Consider the following 19,278-nt stretch of genomic DNA (forward strand, 5'->3'; position numbering starts at 1 on the left):
ACAGCTATCCTCTATCTCGACTGAATAGCGATCCTGAAGTTAAAGCGTATGTCATGGTTTGTACGTGGAGGAAATGCAGAGGATTTTGGTTCCACTTTTGTAAAGGTGTACTCAAAATTTGAAGTCACTGTTTGGGAGAACCGATATCCAAGTACAAATGAAGCATTGATACGGTTTTGTCCTGTAATAAATGGATCCGTGAAATCATACTGACTGACATTAGTAACAGGATCTATTACACTCAACGCTTGCTCTATATCCTGACTAAGATAAAACTTCTGTTCTGTATCATTTGCGAAGCCCCCGTTGATCGTTACATCAATGTTATTCTTAATTCTTGGGAAGAATGGAAGCCTTATTCCCCTGAATGTATAATTAATGGAAGTAGTCAACCCTTTCGATAGTCGTTCCGTTACCGTTCTGCTTGAAAGAGCAAGACTGGTTGTCTTGCTTCTGTCATAACCGATCTGGGTCCTTAGGTCAGACTGCCAGGTAACATTCAATTGAATTAATGGCGAAAAGCGCTGCTCTATATTGATAGAGGTAGGTTCAAATTCGCCTTTAACATCGATAACACTGAATGCGCCAATCCCTTGTCCGGGTTGTTCTCCGGTAATCGTATTTAGGTTCCAACCCACTCGGTAATTACCTGTATAGCTATGTGTCAGAGTAGCTCTGCGCATGCTATTTCCTATAAAGGGAATCAAATCTTCAACGCCAGACCACGTCAATCGCCAGTTTGGTTTTGGAATGGGGGTATAACCCTTTTCACCAATTACGCCATTTCCTCCTCCCAGATAAGAACTTCTAAAATCCTCTTCAAGCGTTTTCCTATTCAAAACCACCCTGCCATCCCCGTTCCCGGTCTCATCACTGATCACATTTGAGCCGTCAAGATCATCAAAAGCAGTTTGAAGCTGTCGCTCAAACAGATCTCGGTAACCCTTCCCAAACGCCCAGACTGAAGAACTGATATTTCCGCTGGCTGTTACAGTTGATTCAAATTCTCCATTTGGAGTTAATGAGATGTTATCTGTTCTTCGCTCATCCCATTTCGTATTCCAGCTCAGATCCAGGGTTAAATTAGTCGATAAATTCAGCTTTGTTCCAAGTGTGACATTATCGGAGTAATTGTTGTTTTTAGGAAGTGTGATGGTTCTTCCCTCAGGACCTCTCTGTATTAGCTGTGACCTTGGTAACTCTTCTTGAAGACCTATCCTGTATCCAAAAGGTGGAGAGTAATGACTGCTACCCGGGCCTGAGAATGCATAATACAATTGCGACTCCCCGCTATAACCTGCCTGACTTGATGTCTTGGTATCATTATAGCTTATATCGATACTCTGCATACTGAATAGAGCCAATAGTATTTTTCTCCCTACAAACTGTGCATCTTTAAACAGATCAGGTTCCGGTTCTTCCTCACCATATGGAGTTTCCTGATTTCTCTCCCTTGAAGCCTCGGAATCAGCTTCTTCCATTTTCTCGAAAAAAGATATCTTATCGATCAGGTCACCAACTCCAAATTTTAAAGTATGATCTAACCTGAAACTATTTGAGACTCCAGCCCCAAGATCAGAACCTCGCGGACTGTTTGTCCAGCCATAACCACCACTGTAAGAAGCAGAATAGGTCAGCCAGTTCAATGCACTGATCCTATTAAAATTCGGGCGCCAGCTTGTAGTATATGTTTCCTCATAATTCGATCTTCTTGCCGAGAGTGTATCTGTAACAATCTTATTCAAAACCTCAAAGGTGGGTAACAGCCTGTATGAGGCACTGTCTGCATCAAGTCCTGTTGCGTTTACATCTTGGCGTCCTGCACTTGAAAGATCATAATTGGTATTTGTTCTGAAGGAAATAGGAATGTTTGGTGTCAGGTTATAACTGAAGCCAAAAGTTGATCTTTGATTAAAAGTATGACTCTGCTGTAGGGGCTGAATTTCTTCCAGGCCATCACTCAATACCTGAGGCCTTCTTCTTTTCTCTGTGTAAGACCTATTCAAATTTGCGGATGCACTAATAGAAGAGGGCATATACCCTAACCTTAGTCCTGATAAAACACCCAAAACAGGTACATCTTCCGTAAAACTGAACGGACGGAATAATTTCACATTATTGAAGGCAAGATTGTATTGAAGAGAAGATGTGTAATTCCAGTCATTCTGAAATTGTATTTCCGGATTCTTAGCACTCCCTTCATTATATACGTAGCTCAGTCTCGTATTATCAATTGTGTATTGAGCGAGCTTACTTTTTGAATTTCGTTTTGAAATATTAGAGACATTGATCGAGAAATTATCTCTTACCGTTTCAATTTCATCAATGCGCTGATTGATCAACGTCTCTTTTTCACTTTCACTGAGTGATGGGTTACTGTTTGTGGCATTGACAAAATCATCAAGCCTGACATCCCCCTGATTGGGTAAAAACTTTGGGGTAGATATATTTTTTCGGGTTGACACTGTTACCGGGAAATTCCAGCCATATCGGTCCGGGATCAGTTTATGGAGGTTAACGGTTGAACTCAGGTCATAGCCAATGTCATCAGCTACACTTCGAGTTCCAAGCCGGGAATCAAGTCCGCCAAAGCCGGTAGTAGTACGGGTGAAGTTGGTGTTCACCGTTGCAAAATCAGCAAATTTAAAACTTGCTTTGGCATTCGCTTTCCATCCTTTTTCATTATCAAAACCGGACACACGTAGCTCATTCAACCAAAACTCACCGTCTAAGCTTGGGCCGCCGGGTGAATTTACATCTGAGGGATCATAGGGGTTTTGGATTCCCATACCGAATTCAGAAACACGTCCTAATGACGGATTCCCCCTTATGGCCACAACGGCTCCATCTACGGCATCGTCTTCTTCCGGAGATAAAGGAAGTTCAAATTTTTGGGAAAGATCAATTCCCTGCTGCTGATCTCTTAACTGCTTAAGTTCATTAAAAGCTGCTAAGATGACATTCATGCTATTTTCCTCATAGCGCCAGACCTCTTCTGCATCCCCAAGTAAATTACCTCCTCCGTCAGGACTGTAATTAGAGTAAGGGAAATCTGGGTCTGATGGTGAAATAGGCTGCCGATATTCGTAATAATTAGCATTGAGGTCTGTACCCATACGAATCACTAATTCAGCATCCCTCCTGCCATTTCCTTCTTTACTTTGATCCCAATAACCTTCTCCATGAACGAACATCCGCATATTAGAGTAGTTGAGAAGATTCAACCCACCGGGATATACTTTCTTGACCATTTGGATCTCTCCAGGACCCAGATCCTCAATTCCAAGCACTATGGATTGCTCATTATCAAGTGATTGAACCTGGGCTCCCCGGTTTAATGATCTTATAGCTCCTTCCGGTTGACGATATGGTATTGGCTCTCGATTCGCATTCTCTTCAATATTAATGGTTGATACCTTGAATTCGCCGGATGCATTCTGAGTCTCATCTATATCTTCCACCTTTCTCCACTGACTGCCTATGAACTCAAATGTTGCAAACCGCATCGTGAAAGGTTTTTCATAGCCAGACATCCACATCCTAATGTGGCTTATGTTTTGGAATCCATCAATATCCCCGACTTTTCGTTTGAATTCACTCAAAGGAATTCTCACCAAATGCCATCGGTCCTGTTGCCGCTCACCGGAAACTTTGTCTACGATATAAGTTCCTTCACTTCCGATTTCAAGATTACTAAAGTCAGCAGGATTCAGTTCAATCTCATATTGATAGTAATTATTATTAGTCTCCACATTAGCTCTGCTTACCATGCCCTCAGAATCAGGACGCGGGGTGATCGCTCTTTTGTCACCTCCTGCCGTTGGAGTATTCCCTTCATGATAGCCCAACACTCGGTGAAAACGTTCATGGAGCGGCAAATTCTGTATCCTTGATTCTCCATAAAATATGTAATCGTCATTAGAAGGATCAGCTTGTATGGCCTGAAAGGCAGGGCTGTTCTCACCATAGGCAAAACGCATGGAATCAACGAAATTACTAAAAAGAGCAGTCTCTGTTTTTTGAGTATCAAAGCCATCTCTGTTAGGGACACCATCGAAGCCAACATCCTCAAGTTCCCGGTCTTCATTAGAAAACTGACCCTGTGGTGCTGTAGGATTTGCCGGAACATAGGATCTTGCATTCTCACCAAAACTATCCAACTCAAGATTGGAAAGGTTACTGGCGAGGCCGTCCTCTGAGTTAAGGTCAAAATTAGGGACCACATCTTCTGAGATCGTACCTATATCTATGTAGATCTTTCCATCATAAGCTTCCACGTCTGAGGCTGTAGGCTCTCTGCCATCTGGTAAAACAGGCTGTACCCAGAATTCAATAAATTCAACATTGTTTTGTGTAAGGTCTTCCTGCCCAGATGGAATTACGGCCGTCATTCCTCCCCATTGTTTCTCAGGATTATTCTCAAGAGCATTTTTCAGATCATAATTATAGTTGTAGGGGCCTCGCTCAGCAGGGTTATAAAAGATATCGAGGGTATTTATGACATCCTCCTCGGCATTATTGGTTTCCCTTCCGGGGAATACGTCCTCTGTTAAAACTGTTTCTGACTCCGGCGTTTCTTGTGCTCCATCCAGAATGCTGGAGATATTCCTGGGAATGGTATACCATGAAAATTGACTTCTGAGGTCAGATCGGGCAATTTTTGATTCTAATGTATTTACCGGGGTAAATTCAGGATTAGTAAAATAGGTTTCATCCGGACCATATCCCGGAACAGCCGCAGGGGCAGCTCCTAAATTCCACCGTGTGGGACTCATAAATGAAATACTCTGCTTTGTTCCTTCAAAATCATCTATAAATACGAGACCATTTTCTTCATCATTGAATAACTTTCCATTATCAATGGCATCTCTTACAGCATTGGTCTGGCTAACACCCGGCCTAAGTTGTGCAAACTCCCCACTGATGTTGATATTTGATTCTTCTTTGGTCTGTAATAAAGGTATTTGATCTATGAACTGAGTGATCCAGGGAGTATCAAAACTCGCTGTAGCATCCATCCCGAGTATGGTATTATTAATGGATTCATTACCAATAGTGATCTTATCTGAAAGAGGTTGTTCCTTCAGCTTAAAGTAAGTCCCTCCAAATCTTATATCTTCATTAACCTCATATTCTGCCCTAAGTCCTGTAAAATTCTTTTGACCTATGGCGTTAAGCTGATTGTTCTCATACTCAATTCTTATGTCCTGTCCTGAGGCTAAATAACGGTCGTTAAGAATTGTAACGGTTCCAAATGAATAATCTACTTCGTAATCAACTCCCTCAGTTAATTCAGTACTATTGGCAAATACTTTTACAGAGCCTTCCACTAAACTGATCCCGATCGAAAAATTACCGGAAACGCCTCCCTTAGAAACCCCCTCGATCCTGTAATAATTATCCTTGTTAGATTGACCGGCATTGTTTTGCCGCTCGGTATACAACTCATCGTATGTCACCGATTCAATGAGTGAATCTGATGCACCGGTCCCTTGTAAAAGAGTTCGTATTCTGTTCCCAAAAGGTTCCAGGTAAGGGAATAAAACGGTCCCATTAAATGGATTCAGGACGATACCGGAAAAATCGATCTGGTTATCCGGATTTTCAGCCCCCTCAGAATCGGTACGATCAAGACCAAGATCTTGAAGTAAAGTACGGTTTCTTCCAGGCAGATTGGTATCGTCCACATTGCCTACTCTGTACTTGATATCTACACTCAGCCCGTCTTGCATAACATTTGATACTCCCAGGGAGTAAACATTCCGCATTGTAAGTGGCCATGACCTGAGGTCTGGTGTAGGGTTATTGGTACGAATCAATTTTAAGTAGGTCAATCCGGCTGATTGTGGTGATATATCTCCCACTTCAATGATATTTTCTGCCTCACCTGCTATACCTTGCCTTACAAAAGAAACAGCTAAATAAGACCCTGAATTTAACGTCCTGTTAAGACTGATATATCCCAATGTTTTGTTGATCGTATAATCAGCACCTTCCTGAAGAGGACGAAAATATCCGTTATAAAAATCATTCCCCGACACATTAAAAGACTCAGCAGATGCACTCGTATTCCCCCTGTTAGCATCAAGCAAAGCGTCATCAATGCTGTCATTTGCCGGGTTTGGAAGCTCGAATGAGCCGTCCAGGTTTTCTACAACACCGAGGTCTACAAATGCTGCAGCGCGCACAGCTTCCGGGTCGGTAGTGTTGATCTGTGGTTCTGATATCCAAACTCTAAGGTCCGAGATCTGATAGGCCTGTCCCAACTGCTGAGGATCTGACACGTTGTTCTCAAACTCCTGAAGGTTATAAAAATCAATGAAAAAATGACGATTATTTTGATACTGGGAAGGGCGTACTGAAAACTCTGTTTCTTGAGCACCACCGGTTATTGTTTGCGTCTCGCTCTCTCCCTTTTGCTGAGAAACAACCGAAGTAAATTTGAATGAACCGAGTTCAGCCACCGATTTAATACCAAAAAGTGATGCACCGCCCCTGATCAGTGAGTTACCCGTTTCCATGGAGACGTTACCCATCTCAATTCTTTTAATGATCTCATCTTCGTACCCTTCATAAACAATGCTCAATCTGTTCTGGAAATCGAATGCTCGCTCTGTATCCCAATCCGTTGCAATGGTGAGCTTATCGCCAATGGTACCCTGAATATTTAACTGAAGGTTTTGATTAAACGTAGGGTCGACACGTCGCTGAAGATCAGGTTCAATGGTAGGGTCATCAATATTTTGGATAGCCACCCCTACATTCATATTTGCTGATCCGTTAACCCTCAGGTTTACCTCCGGTTTACCGAATATGGTTGTAAATACCGATGATTGTCCTCCTGGGATCTGTAAGCTAAAATCCAATAATCCTCTTCCATCCCCTTCAACATCCTTACTTTCTTGAATGAGTGCATACCTGTTCTCTTTTTTTTGCTGCTCCCTTTTAAACCTTGCATAAGCTTCGAAGGTAAAGACTGTGGGAGAAGATACATCGATACCATGGATAAGCCTTCTTGTTTGATAAATGCCGGATGAATCCCAGCTCGTCGTAAACTGTTCCTTAGAGCTCTGAATGTAATAAAGCTTCCCGGGATAAGTTCTACTGTCAAACCCGGATGATGATTGTGGAGCTCTGAATATAAAATTAATCCCTTCGAGAACGCTGTCAGATTCAGCTATATCCATTCCAATATCCGTGGTATCCTGGGCATAGGATACACCGATCATCAGCAACACATTCACTATACATGCGAATGGCAAGAAATAAACTAACTTTAAAAAAGAATTCACCGGAATGATTAGTGACTCGGTTATTACTTATTGTCTGTAGCTTTGGGCGATAGGCTGACCTGGTTTTCTTTTTTAATTTGCAAGTGATTGGTTGCGTCCGATAATACCATATATTTGAATATCTTGAAAATTTAATACAAGAATGAATTTTTCAGTCGTTGTTTAAATTCCATATCATTTACCGCTTGCACATAAATATAACGTACACGGAAAAGCAGTGTTCAAACTAATCAATAAGCTACAAATAGATCTTTTAAAAAGGCATCTGTATCCTTTTCTGTTCTGCTTTTTTACCCTGATGTTTTTGCTGTTGATGCAGTTTCTCATCCTACATATCGATAATCTTATCGGTAAGGATATTCCTATTCAGGTTATTGCTGAACTGATTGTAACTAATTTAGCATATATGGTGGTTTTGGCGGCCCCTATGGCTGTATTGGTGGCAACTTTAATGGCCTACGGAAAATTCTCAGAGCTAAATGAACTAACAGCACTGCGTTCATCCGGAATTAACCCAATGAAGATCATTCGGCCGGTTTTAGTTACCTCTTTGCTACTTTTTTTGGGACTGGCATGGTTCTCAAACAACGTTCTTCCCGAAGCAAACCAAAAAGCGCGTTCTTTATTCATTGATATAAGAGTAAAAAAACCGGGTTTTGAGTTAAAACCAAATATCTTCTATGATGGAATTGAGGGGTATACCTTCTTAGTGGAACACATAGATGGCGAAACAGATAGCCTTTATAACATCACATTGTTTCAGAAACCGGAAAATAACAAGGAGCGGGCTTATATAATTGCTGATAAGGGTTTACTGGTAAGTAAGGGAAGTCAGGCGTTAAATCTACACCTTTTGAACGGCTATAGCCTGAAGTTCTCAACACCTGAAAGAGGTCGCAATGAAGTTATTGAGCGAAATGCGTTTAAAAAACATATTATGACCCTTGACCTATCTGACCTTTCTTTTATGAGATCTAACCCTGAAGACCGAAACAGAAGCGACCGGACTATGAGTTCTAAAGCAATGTTTGTGGTGGTAGACTCCCTGTATCAAGAGATCAATACGCAAGTAAGGCTGGCAGCTAGTGACTCGAGCTTGTACCCAAACAGAGTTAGCGCAGGCAGAGGATCATTTTTTGTTCAAGAGCCTGTACTAACTAATGACAAACATGAACCTGCCAAGCCTATAAAAAGTGATTATTTGATCGCCAATAATTTCGACAATGCTAAAACACAACAGTCCCTTCTCGGGGAATCTTTACGGCAGCTCACCGAATATAAAAATCAGTTTGAATCCATTCATTCCAATATTGAATGGAGAGAACGAAGAATCGCTCGTTACCTTGTCGAGATACATAAAAAATTATCAATCCCCTTTGCCTGTGTTGTTTTTATTCTATTTGGAGCTCCTGTGGGCATTATGACCAAAAGAGGAAATTTTGGGTTTGCTGCACTTATAAGTACGGTCGTACTCACCTTCTATTGGGTGTCATTAATTCAAGGTGAAAAGTTAGCCGATCGGCTCTATGTGTCACCCTTTGTAGGAATGTGGACTTTCAATATTGTACTTTCTATTGCAGGGGTTTACTTGATCATACATTTGGCAACGGGTTTCAGTATTAAAGAACTATTTAGGAAAAGTGATTAAACATTTCGATCGATACATATTCTTTCGTCTCGCCGGCATTACATCTGTAGTGCTATTAATGTTGATCTTCATCTTCATTATGATCGATTTTTCGGAAAACAGCGACAATTTTGCTGACCATGGAGCTGAAATGTCTGAGATAATTAACAACTATTATCTCAATTTTATACCTGAGATGATTCGCCTTGTACTTCCTGTTGCTGTATTTGTAGCGTGTCTTTTTTTAACCGGACAGCTGTCAGACAGATTAGAGATCACCGCACTGAAAGCAGCAGGAGTAAGTCTGTATCGCCTAATAGTACCGTATATGGTTTTTTCTGTAATATGTGCTTTAAGTATCAGCCTGCTTGATGCATTTGTAATACCAAGGTCCAATGCTGAACGCATCGATTTTGAGGAAAGGTATCTGCAAAATAAGACCGAACGCATTGATCAAAGTGATATCTATCGACAGCCTTCTCCAAATACTAAATTACAAGTGAACTATTTTGATAAAAAGCAGCAAATAGCCTACCGAATACGCATTATTGAGTTTAGCAATGAGAAGATCACTCGTACCACTACAGCCACTAGAATGGCTTGGGTTGATTCAACACAAAGCTGGAGGTTAGAAAATCTCACTGAACTTGTCTTTACAGATAAAGGATATCAACAAAACAGGATCTCACGAAGAGATACTGTTCTTAACACCCTGCCAAGGGATCTTGCCAGAACAACCTCTGACATCTATCAGCTCACCTATCCGGAAGCTATTGATTACATAGCTTCTATTGAGCGAAGCGGTGCCGGAGGTATTGAGATCCCGAAAGTCCAGTTCTTTGGACGGCTGGCCTACCCTTTTTCTATAATTGTGGTAAATATTGTGGGCTTTGCATTTGCCAGCGTCAGAAGACGCGGAGGAAAAGGTGCATACCTTGCAGCCGGACTAACCATCAGTTTTCTTTATCTCGCTTTCATGAAGATCATTGAACCTTTTGGCTATTATGGTGCACTCTCTCCGGAATTAGCAGCCACCTTGCCCCACATTTTCTTTTTCCTGATAGGGATTGGATTACTTATTGAGGCCAAAAAATAACTTCAACATTCAATGTTGAATGTTCAATGTTCGAGATTCTCAGGCCTCCGGCTGAGGCCCTCTATACATATGCATATCTACTTTATCGTTTGAAGAAATAGCACCATGTTCTTTTTCATATCGTGCCACATTATCATTCAAGGCGTTGGCAAGACGTTTAGCATGATCAGGAGTCAGTATCATTCTTTTCACTACCTTTGCCTTAGGTACTCCAGGCATCACAGCAATGAAATCCAGAATAAATTCTGAAGGTGAATGAGTTATCATCACTAAATTGGAATAGGTACCGGTAGCCTCTTCTTCTTTTAATTCAATTTCCATTTGTCCGGGGTTCATCGTCTGATCTTTCTTAGCCATAACACTTTGTTTTCAAAGTTATAATTAATCCAGGAATCCTTGTTCCTTCATCCACTCGTCGTTATATACTTTATGGATGTATCGTGTTCCGCTGTCAGGCATTATGATAACCATTATATCATCCTTTCCTAAAGGATTCTCAGATATATACTCAAGCGCCCCTTTTAGAGCGGCTCCACACGACCAACCGATCAATAATCCTTCTTCTCGTGCCAATCGGCGAGTGATAAGTGCAGAATCTTTATCATTCACCTGAATCACTTCATCCACATAATCAAAATCGATGGTTCCCGGAATGATATCTTCTCCGATTCCTTCTGTCAAATATGGCTTTATCTCATTTTTATCAAATTCCCCGGTCTCAAAATATTTTTTATACACAGACCCAAAACTATCCACACCGATCACTTTTATATCAGGATTTTGTTCTTTCAGGTATTTACCAACTCCTGAGATAGTTCCTCCTGTTCCCATCCCGGCTACATAATGAGTTACCTTTCCTTCGGTCTGTTCCCAGATCTCAGGTCCCGTGGTTTCATAATGAGCTTCCAGGTTACTCTTGTTGTCATATTGGTTGGGATAGTATGAATTTTCGATCTCCTCACTTAATCTTTTTGCAACCGAATAATAGCTGTCAGGATGATCGGCCTCCACATTTGTTGGGCATACGATCACTTCAGCACCCAAGGCCTTGAGCAGATCTACTTTGGTTTTACTCTGTTTGTCCGTTGTGGTGAAAATACAATTGTATCCGCGGTTTACAGCTACCAGTGCCAGTCCCATTCCCGTATTTCCGGAAGTTCCCTCTATAATGGTTCCGCCGGGTTTCAACAATCCCTTTGCCTCTGCATCATCGATCATTTTGATTGCGATCCGATCTTTTATGCTGTGGCCGGGGTTAAAATATTCCACCTTTGCCAGTAAAGTACCTTCAGAATTACCGTTAACGTGATTCAGCTTAATGAGTGGGGTATTTCCAACCGCCTCAAGTATTGAATTATGATACATGTATATAGTTATATGATGATTTTTTTTGACAGTCTAAAACTTAAGAAATAATTCGTCGATTGGCTTATGATTATTTTTGGAGAAGATCATTAAATAAAAACTCTTTGTAATCTCGAACTATAATCTCGTATTTTCAGGAAAAATTTTACCTAATCTCAAATATGTTCATACACCAACAAAAACCCAAAGACTTTGACTGCGGCTATAATCTTGACCTTATGATCGCAGCTCTCCCCCGCATAGAAGACACCGAAAAACGTGTTGGATATGCAAAGCGTGTTGTAGGACTTATCAAGCAAAGCCATCCTACCTGGGTAGATAAAGATGGAAAAAGCGAAGCCGCATGGGAGCATTTTTTCAAGCTGGCAGAATATGATCCAGACGAATATGGCATTCACAATCCCTATTCCTCCGGTGGCAATGACGACGCCGAGTAACCATTCTTAGTCTTTCTTATCACCCTTGTCAGGGCCCCTCAAAAATGGAACTAAAAATAGTTTAACATTGCTGTAATAATCTGTACTTTCAATTTATATTGAAAACTAAATGAACAGCAGGTTATGGATTCAAAGAATCCCGTTTTTGATGAAGTGAAGGAGTGCTTCAAACAGCAGATATCCGGATTGGCTCTAAATGAGGCTATAGACCTTATTTCTTCGAGCCCTGAAAAAGAGTATGAATACCTCTCTTTTTCTATTCGGATCCCATCAACAGATCCGCTGGCAGCCCTGGAACAAAACGGATATAACGAAGGCTTCCAATATTATTGGGAAAAGCCATCCGATGAATTTGCCATTGCTGCTGCAGGTTCAATAGCACGTATTCAAACAACCGGCCAGGAAAGATTCAGGCAATCCTCTGATCAGGGAAAGGAATTACTCTCTAAAGTATATCATATCTCTAACCTGAACCATCACCTTGCTTCTGTTCATTTACTTGGCGGTTTTTCCTTTTTTGACCACAACATAGGTAAAGTCTGGAGAGATTTTGGAGCCGGTTCTTTCACCCTTCCTGAATGGGTGCTTGTAAAAAATGGGAAGCTTACCATTCTTACGATCACAAAAAAGATCCCGGCAGGTAGTCAAAAGGATGTTCTATATGATGATTTTTTAAATACGCTGGAACACCTTGATTCCATTTGCGATGCCGGCTCCTATAAGGTAGAGGAAAAACAATCATACCGTTCCTCGGTTCGTACACCGGGCATCGATTCTGAAGCTTATAACCACTGGATAAACTCTGTTGAAAGTGCAACGGATCTTATCAAAGCCAAAAAGTTTAAAAAGATCGTTTTAGCCCGGGAACTCAAAGTTGAGCTTCAAACATCGGTTTCTGATACCCGAATTTTAAACTACCTTCGTAACCAATACCCTGATTGCTACTCATTTTTGATCAGTCAGGATGGAGAGTCCAGTTTTATAGGGAGTACACCGGAACGTCTTGCATCTTTCAGGGAGCGCGAAGTGCTTACAGAAGGTTTGGCGGGAAGTATTTCCCGCGGGAAAACTGCTTCTGAAGATGCCGTTTTAGAGTATGAGCTGCTTCACAGCCAAAAAGACCTCAACGAACACGCTTTTGTATTGGATGCGATCGAGGAAAACCTTCAGCGGTTCTCAGATGTATTTGAGCATCCTGTATCACCCGGTATCAAGAAATTATCAAATGTGCAGCATCTCTATACTCCTGTTCATGCTAAAATTAAGAAAGGAGTTTCAAGAACAGAGGTTCTTTCCAAGTTACATCCCACCCCTGCGGTTGGCGGTTATCCGAGGGAAGCAGCCATGCCTTATATCAGTAAGCTCGAACATTTTGACAGAGGTTGGTACGCTGCTCCGGTTGGATGGATCAATGCACACGGCGAGGGAGAGTTTGTAGTGGCTATTCGCAGCGGATTAATTAAAACTAATGAAGTGCGATTTTTCGCAGGATGTGGTATTGTTGAGGACTCAAACCCTCAAAAAGAATGGGATGAAACAAATCTCAAATTCATCCCAATGTTAACCGCGTTGGAACATGCAAGAAAATGAACCTCAGAATGTAGCCTTTTACGGGAGCACCCTATTTGTTCGCTCTTTATTTGAAGAAGGTGTACAACACGTAGTAATATCACCCGGATCCCGTTCTACCTCCCTCACTTTGGCTTTTTCAGCTCACTCCGGATTTAGCAAGCATATTGGAATTGACGAACGTTCTGCTGCTTTTATGGCTCTTGGAATGGCGAAATCAAGTGGAATGCCTACCGCTCTGGTATGTACCTCCGGAACAGCATTGGCTAATTACTTCCCGGCTGTAGTTGAAGCTGCCCAATCCGGTACTCCTCTCATTATTCTAAGTGCCGACCGACCTTCCCATTATCGTGGACTTGGTTCATCCCAAACCATTGATCAGCTTAAGATATTCGGGAACTACCCGGTCTTCTTTCATGAGGCAGGAGAACCTGATGGTAATGAACGAAGCCATAAAAGACTTCGGCTTGCTGCTGCACAGGCTGTTCAAGAAGCTGTTGCTAAAGGTGGAGTCGCACACATTAATTTTCCATTTTCAAAACCTTTTGAACCGGATAACAAGTTTCTAAAGCACATAGAATTTGAGAATGAGAAACGATCCCGAAAACCTTCTCCAAAATATGCAAAGGAAATAGGTCCTGTTGAAATGGGAGAAACCTTTTGGTCTGATCTGATCTCAGCAGAAAAACCACTTATTATTGTAGGGCCCACCACACCTGCTGATCGCTTGGAATTTATTACACCTCTTGCCCGTGCACTGGATGCTCCGATCTTGGCTGAGCCCGGATCTCAGGTTCCAACATCCAGACATACTATACAGGGTTTTGATGGCTTCATGAAGAACCCGGGCAACAGTGAAATGCTAAAGGCAGATCTTATTATGAGATTTGGCCAGCAACCGGTAAGTAAAGCTGTAAATCAATATCTGGATAGATATAAAGAGGTAATGCAGATCAGCTTCATGAATTCAAATAATTGGATCGACGGAAGCCTTACTTCACACAAACAGGTTACGCTGAATGCTCCGCTTCAGATCCCTGAGGTCACAGGTGCAGCTGATAAAAACTGGTTAAAGAAGTGGAAAAAGATTGAAAAGGAATTCAAGGTATTTCGTGAAGAAAATCTACACCCATCCACTCCTATCACCGATGGCTACGTTTTTTCAAAGATCACTGAAATACAGCCTAAGAAAGCTTTCACCATGCTATCTAATTCATTTCCGGTTAGGGATATGTCCCTTTTTGGCGAGTTTGATGGAAAAGAGATACATGTAAATCGAGGAGCAGCCGGGATCGACGGTATCATTTCAACTGCAATCGGGTTGAGTGTTTCCACTGAAAGACCCGGTACTTTGATGATCGGCGATATTGCATTTTTGCATGATACAAATGGACTTTTATTGGCGAAGGAAGTGAATCAGCCTTTAGTGATCGTTGTGCTCAATAACGGTGGTGGTACTATTTTCAGAATATTGCCTGTTCACAAGATCAAAGATAAATACAATACTTACTTTGAGACGCCACAGAAGGCCAAGATCGCAGCGTTGTGCAGGGCTCATAACATCGATCATACTTTAGTTTCGAGACCCGAACAAATTATCCCTACCTTTGATAAACTCATTGAACGCAAAGGAGTTCATGTTATGGAATGTATTACGGGTGCCGATGAGTCCATGTCACAAAGACAATCACTCTGGAATTACAAAATAAATAAGGGTTAATGAACATTCGTGTTCGCGGAATTTCTTATCACTTCGAAGTTCATCAGCAAAATGAAAAGCTCCCTTTCTTGATCTTGCTGCACGGCTTCATGGGTTCAGGGAGATCTTTCCGGCATCTCATTCCTCAACTCAAGCAATTCTGTAATCCCGTTACCATCGACATGCTGGGACACGGAGAAACAGAAGGTGCTGAACTACATTATCGCTTTTCAACCAATGAACAGGTAGCCGACCTTTCCAAACTCATCGGTGAGCAATTAAGAATTCCCTCTTTCCTGTATGGTTATAGTATGGGCGGTAGAATGGCTCTTCAGCTTTCACTTCATCGTCAGGACTTATTCTCGGGAGTGATCCTGGAAAGCAGTACTTTTGGGATTGAAGGAGAAACTGAACGCCAGGCCAGGCAAGCATTAGATGCGAAAAGATCAGACGATCTGCTGGGCAATTTTGAAGGTTTTCTTGATAACTGGAAAAAAATGCCTCTTTTTGATACTTCAACGGCTTCCGATCAATTGCTGGATCAGGTTAATGAAATTCAACAACAGCAAAATCCTCTTTGGCTGGCAAACAGTTTACAGGGGTTTGGAACCGGGACAATGCCCTGTATCAGGCATGGCTTGTCCAAAATTGCAATCCCAGTTGAATTAGTGGTTGGTGGAAAAGATTCAAAATTCATTCACCTTAATCGGCAAATGGAAAAAGAATTGCAGGATGCCGAACTTCATACTGTTAAAAACGCCGGGCATCGCGTACATTTGGATCAGCCAGAGACCCTTATCTCGCATCTTAAATCATTCATTAATAAATACAGTATATCATGAATTGGGAAACGGTTAAAGACTACGAAGATATCACTTATAAGAAATCAAACGGTGTGGCAAGGATTGCCTTTAATCGGCCTGAGATAAGAAATGCATTTCGTCCCAAAACTGTGTTTGAGCTTTATGAAGCGTTGTATGACGCCAAAGAAGACAATGATATTGGCGTTGTTTTAATTAGCGGAGAAGGGCCTTCACCAAAGGATGGGAAATGGGCATTCTGCTCCGGAGGGGATCAAAACGTGCGCTCTAAAACCGGATACAAAGCCGATGATGGGATTGCCCGCTTGAATATTCTGGAGGTTCAGCGACTCATTCGGTTCATGCCGAAAGTGGTGATCGCAGTAGTTCCCGGATGGGCTGTCGGAGGTGGTCACAGTCTCCATGTAGTATGCGATCTAACCCTTGCCAGTGAAGAACACGCTATTTTCAAACAAACGGATACTGATGTCGCAAGTTTCGACGGTGGATTTGGCTCTGCCCTTCTTGCCCGGCAAGTGGGACAAAAACGAGCACGTGAGATCTTCTTTCTGGGTGCCAACTACTCTGCACAGGAAGCTTTCGAAATAGGAATGGTGAACAAAGTAGTTCCTCATGAGGAGTTGGAAGAAGTAGCCTATGAATGGGCTCAAGAGATATTAACGAAAAGTCCAACCGCCACAAAGATGGCAAAATTTGCCTTCAATGCCATTGATGATGGCATGGTTGGACAACAAGTATTTGCCGGAGAAGCTACAAGATTAGCTTATATGACAGATGAAGCCGAAGAAGGTCGCAATGCCTTCCTTGAAAAAAGGAAGCCCAACTGGGACAAATTTGACCGATCTCCTTCTTAATTCGTTGATCGACAAAAGGTGGCTTTTAAAACTCATTAAACCCAAACAGATTTTTAAGAAATAGATTATGGAAATCCAACACCGATCTACTGAAAGTAAAGGGGAATTTTTCATCGAGAAAGATGGTAAGCGCATCGCAGAAATGACTTATTCCAAAGCCGGGGAAACAAAGATCATCATTGACCATACTGAGGTTTCTGATGCAGGACGCGGTAAAGGTTATGGTAAACAATTGGTCAAAAAAGGAGTTGAATTTGCAAGGGAAAATGATCTGAAGATCATGCCGCTTTGTCCTTTTGCAAAAGCTATTATTCATAAAAATCCTGAGTTCCAGGATGTGCTTTAATATTACTCATGCCGGATAGCATCTACCGGAGTCAAATTTGCCGCTTTCCAGGCAGGATAGGTTCCAAATAACATCCCAACCAGAACAGCCACAATCAAAACCACGAATACAGTTCCAAGACTCAGGGCTGCCTGAAAGCCAAAATCTGTAAAGCGGTTTATGATCTCTACTAAACCAAATACGCCTATCACCCCCACTGCCCAGCCAATTATACACCCCACCATTGATATGGTCACAGACTCAGAAATAAACTGCAGTACGATATCTTTTTTACGGGCACCGGCGGCTTTCCGTATGCCAATTTCCTTGGTCCGCTCTGTTACCGAGATCAGTAAGACATTCATAATACCAATTCCTCCTACCAATACTGAAATTCCCGTAATTGCTCCCATAACAAGCTTAAAAACAAGAATTCCCTGGCTTAACTGCTTTACCCTTCCCTCATAGGTAAATATTGAAAAAGCCTCTTTTCCATCCTCATAGTTTTCATCAAGCCAATTTTCTAGCGAGCTTTTCATCGATGGAATATCCTCTACTTTCCTGCTTTTGAAAATCATATTAGGTGTATTACTATTCTTTAGATTTTTTTGATAGGTACTCAATGGAATTAAAGCTTGTGCTCCCTGGGATTCATCTTGTAGAATTCCAATAACCTCATACGAAGTACCCTCAAAAGAAATGGACTCACCTATCAATTCTTCGGGATCTTCAGACCACTTTCTTGCGAGCGGTATAGTAAGAACCGTTTTATCAGCGGTATTTTCTATGTCTTCTCTGTCATAGTATCGGCCTATTATTTCTGCTTCTGTAAAGTGCGGTATATTATCCAGGGTTGCCTGTATATAGATCGCTATAGAAGAGTCTTTATAGGTTGCCATCTTCGAACTCTGAGCAATAAGATCTGTATATCCCCATTGATTGAGCTCTTCTTCAACCATCCTGGCTTCTTTTAGTCCAAGTTGATACACTGTATCTCTGGGAACACGAACACCGTCAACCAAATCTATGGTTTTTGGTGTGAGGGTCATCATTTGTATGGAAGTGGTCGACTCGATCTGCTCCCTTCCGGTTTGTTCCAAACCATCTCCCAAAGCTAAAATGGCAACCAATGAAGCGACTCCAATAATGATTCCCAAGGTTGATAAAAAAGTGTGAAGTGGGTTAGCTTTAATATTTTGCAGGGCGATGGATACTGATTGAAATATCTGTTGCATACATTCTTTTTTTTGCGTTCCGACCTATGTACGCCTTTTCTACCCTCTGGTTTCACCTACAAAAAAGGCCGCAGTATAGGATACCGCAGCCTTTCAAAATGACATTAATAGATTTCTATCCCATCGATTCAAGTCCGGCTGACGACATGATCGCACCCATAAATAAAAATGCGAAAATGAGATAAAGCACAAAAAATGCAGCAAATATTATCAGCGTAGCTTTCGCCCAGTTCTTTTTATTTGGATTAGCGCTGTCACTGAATGCCCAGACCAACAACATGATAAAACCTACTATTGGTATAAATGAAATTAGTACCGAAATAACCCAGTCTTTAAGACTCATTACCGGTGCTGTTTCCCCTTGTATATGATCCATAATGGTTCTCCATTAGTTAGAAATGATGGTGAATATGGGAAAACACATCGAATCTTACAACTTTAGTTCCCCATTACGAAAGCCGTAAAAAATTAATTTTATTTGACTTGTATACTCATCGAATGCGAGCCGGAAGAAATAGTAAAATGAGCATCTTTCCATGAAGCTGGGCCAAATCGTCCACGCGCGTTGTTAGAAAAGCCATAAGCCTCTTTGGGAATACCAAGTATGTTTGAATCCAACTCACCATTCGTATTTTTATCATGATACACGGCAATAGCATACTCACCGTACGGCAGTTTTTCCTCATCCCAGATCAAGGTTCCGCCTTCAACAGGGAGCACAATAGCATGGATAGGGTCTTCCTTTTCATTATAGGATTCCTCAGAATTAAAAACGGCAATTCGTATCTCCCCTTTTTCCTCAGAGATCCCTTCAATGGTAAGCTCAAAAGAAGATAATTTTTCAGGGTAGGATATTTCCTGTGCATCCACAATTTCAACAATGAACAGCGTCAGCATCAGGCTTAAAATAATCTTCATAGATTGATTAGTATTATTTGATTGATCAATAAATAACAAG

General features: G+C 41.6%; 14 protein-coding genes. 8 read left to right on the top strand and 6 right to left on the bottom strand.

The window, feature by feature from the left end; translation table 11 throughout:
* Nucleotides 1-11 precede the first annotated feature (11 nt).
* Nucleotides 12-7,262 carry a T9SS outer membrane translocon Sov/SprA gene (gene sov / locus ACFSVN_RS08135; RefSeq protein WP_390300854.1) on the bottom strand — a complete coding sequence of 2,417 codons (7,251 nt, stop codon included), beginning with the start codon at nt 7,260-7,262 and terminating at the stop codon, nt 12-14.
* Between the two features lie 247 nt (nt 7,263-7,509).
* On the opposite strand from sov, the gene ACFSVN_RS08140 reads away from it, so the two are divergent.
* Both ACFSVN_RS08140 and ACFSVN_RS08145 read left to right on the top strand, forming a co-directional pair.
* Nucleotides 7,510-8,940 carry an LptF/LptG family permease gene (locus tag ACFSVN_RS08140; protein WP_390300856.1) on the top strand — a complete coding sequence of 477 codons (1,431 nt, stop codon included), beginning with the start codon at nt 7,510-7,512 and terminating at the stop codon, nt 8,938-8,940.
* A gap of 58 nt (nt 8,941-8,998) precedes the next feature.
* Nucleotides 8,999-10,015: an LptF/LptG family permease gene (locus tag ACFSVN_RS08145; protein ID WP_390302318.1), complete on the top strand. Its 1,017-nt coding sequence runs from the start codon at nt 8,999-9,001 to the stop codon at nt 10,013-10,015.
* A 39-nt stretch (nt 10,016-10,054) separates the two neighbouring features.
* On the opposite strand, the gene ACFSVN_RS08150 is transcribed toward ACFSVN_RS08145, so the two are convergent.
* Together ACFSVN_RS08150 and ACFSVN_RS08155 are read right to left on the bottom strand one after the other, a co-directional pair.
* Nucleotides 10,055-10,372, bottom strand: a complete 318-nt coding sequence (locus ACFSVN_RS08150; RefSeq protein WP_390300858.1) for a DUF3467 domain-containing protein — start codon at nt 10,370-10,372, stop codon at nt 10,055-10,057.
* Between the two features lie 24 nt (nt 10,373-10,396).
* The gene (locus tag ACFSVN_RS08155; RefSeq protein WP_390300860.1) at nt 10,397-11,380 is read right to left on the bottom strand and encodes a PLP-dependent cysteine synthase family protein; all 984 of its coding nucleotides are present in this window, start codon (nt 11,378-11,380) and stop codon (nt 10,397-10,399) included.
* Nucleotides 11,381-11,541: 161 nt separating this feature from the next.
* Here ACFSVN_RS08155 and ACFSVN_RS08160 point away from each other — a divergent pair, with 161 nt between their 5' ends.
* The 6 genes from ACFSVN_RS08160 (at nt 11,542) to ACFSVN_RS08185 (ending at nt 17,106) form a co-directional block, all read left to right on the top strand.
* Nucleotides 11,542-11,817 (top strand): DUF4290 domain-containing protein, encoded by a 276-nt coding sequence (locus ACFSVN_RS08160; protein WP_390300862.1) that lies wholly within the window; start codon nt 11,542-11,544, stop codon nt 11,815-11,817.
* A 123-nt stretch (nt 11,818-11,940) separates the two neighbouring features.
* Nucleotides 11,941-13,407 (top strand): isochorismate synthase, encoded by a 1,467-nt coding sequence (locus ACFSVN_RS08165; protein WP_390300864.1) that lies wholly within the window; start codon nt 11,941-11,943, stop codon nt 13,405-13,407.
* Nucleotides 13,394-15,106 (top strand): 2-succinyl-5-enolpyruvyl-6-hydroxy-3-cyclohexene-1-carboxylic-acid synthase, encoded by a 1,713-nt coding sequence (menD, locus tag ACFSVN_RS08170; protein WP_390300866.1) that lies wholly within the window; start codon nt 13,394-13,396, stop codon nt 15,104-15,106. Before ACFSVN_RS08165 ends, menD begins: the two co-directional genes overlap by 14 nt.
* Nucleotides 15,106-15,927, top strand: a complete 822-nt coding sequence (gene menH / locus ACFSVN_RS08175) for a 2-succinyl-6-hydroxy-2,4-cyclohexadiene-1-carboxylate synthase (RefSeq protein ID WP_390300868.1) — start codon at nt 15,106-15,108, stop codon at nt 15,925-15,927. Before menD ends, menH begins: the two co-directional genes overlap by 1 nt.
* On the top strand, nt 15,924-16,760 hold the full coding sequence (locus ACFSVN_RS08180) for a 1,4-dihydroxy-2-naphthoyl-CoA synthase (RefSeq protein WP_390300870.1): 837 nt from the start codon (nt 15,924-15,926) through the stop codon (nt 16,758-16,760). Before menH ends, ACFSVN_RS08180 begins: the two co-directional genes overlap by 4 nt.
* 67 nt (nt 16,761-16,827) lie before the next feature.
* On the top strand, nt 16,828-17,106 hold the full coding sequence (locus ACFSVN_RS08185) for a GNAT family N-acetyltransferase (protein WP_390300872.1): 279 nt from the start codon (nt 16,828-16,830) through the stop codon (nt 17,104-17,106).
* 2 nt (nt 17,107-17,108) lie between these two features.
* Here the strand turns inward: ACFSVN_RS08185 and ACFSVN_RS08190 are convergent, their stop codons facing one another.
* From ACFSVN_RS08190 to ACFSVN_RS08200, 3 genes are all read right to left on the bottom strand, one after another.
* Entirely contained in the window at nt 17,109-18,320 is a 1,212-nt protein-coding gene (locus ACFSVN_RS08190) for an ABC transporter permease (protein WP_390300874.1), read from the bottom strand.
* Between the two features lie 115 nt (nt 18,321-18,435).
* Nucleotides 18,436-18,696, bottom strand: a complete 261-nt coding sequence (locus ACFSVN_RS08195) for a hypothetical protein (protein ID WP_390300876.1) — start codon at nt 18,694-18,696, stop codon at nt 18,436-18,438.
* Between the two features lie 98 nt (nt 18,697-18,794).
* Nucleotides 18,795-19,238: a DUF2141 domain-containing protein gene (locus ACFSVN_RS08200; protein WP_390300878.1), complete on the bottom strand. Its 444-nt coding sequence runs from the start codon at nt 19,236-19,238 to the stop codon at nt 18,795-18,797.
* Between the last annotated feature and the right edge of the window lie 40 nt (nt 19,239-19,278).

Origin of the sequence: Gracilimonas halophila (genome assembly GCF_042684365.1) — a bacterium.
Classification (GTDB): Bacteria; Bacteroidota; Rhodothermia; order Balneolales; family Balneolaceae; genus Gracilimonas; species Gracilimonas halophila.

Bases quoted from the DNA above. Each gene is read 5' to 3' on its own strand.
- ACFSVN_RS08185 (WP_390300872.1), top strand. From the start codon at position 16,828: ATGGAAATCCAACACCGATCTACTGAAAGTAAAGGGGAATTTTTCATC.
- ACFSVN_RS08180 (WP_390300870.1), top strand. From the start codon at position 15,924: ATGAATTGGGAAACGGTTAAAGACTACGAAGATATCACTTATAAGAAA.
- ACFSVN_RS08195 (WP_390300876.1), bottom strand. From the start codon at position 18,696: ATGGATCATATACAAGGGGAAACAGCACCGGTAATGAGTCTTAAAGAC.
- menH (WP_390300868.1), top strand. From the start codon at position 15,106: ATGAACATTCGTGTTCGCGGAATTTCTTATCACTTCGAAGTTCATCAG.
- menD (WP_390300866.1), top strand. From the start codon at position 13,394: ATGCAAGAAAATGAACCTCAGAATGTAGCCTTTTACGGGAGCACCCTA.
- ACFSVN_RS08165 (WP_390300864.1), top strand. From the start codon at position 11,941: ATGGATTCAAAGAATCCCGTTTTTGATGAAGTGAAGGAGTGCTTCAAA.
- ACFSVN_RS08145 (WP_390302318.1), top strand. From the start codon at position 8,999: ATGTTGATCTTCATCTTCATTATGATCGATTTTTCGGAAAACAGCGAC.
- ACFSVN_RS08155 (WP_390300860.1), bottom strand. From the start codon at position 11,380: ATGTATCATAATTCAATACTTGAGGCGGTTGGAAATACCCCACTCATT.
- ACFSVN_RS08190 (WP_390300874.1), bottom strand. From the start codon at position 18,320: ATGCAACAGATATTTCAATCAGTATCCATCGCCCTGCAAAATATTAAA.
- ACFSVN_RS08200 (WP_390300878.1), bottom strand. From the start codon at position 19,238: ATGAAGATTATTTTAAGCCTGATGCTGACGCTGTTCATTGTTGAAATT.
- ACFSVN_RS08150 (WP_390300858.1), bottom strand. From the start codon at position 10,372: ATGGCTAAGAAAGATCAGACGATGAACCCCGGACAAATGGAAATTGAA.
- ACFSVN_RS08160 (WP_390300862.1), top strand. From the start codon at position 11,542: ATGTTCATACACCAACAAAAACCCAAAGACTTTGACTGCGGCTATAAT.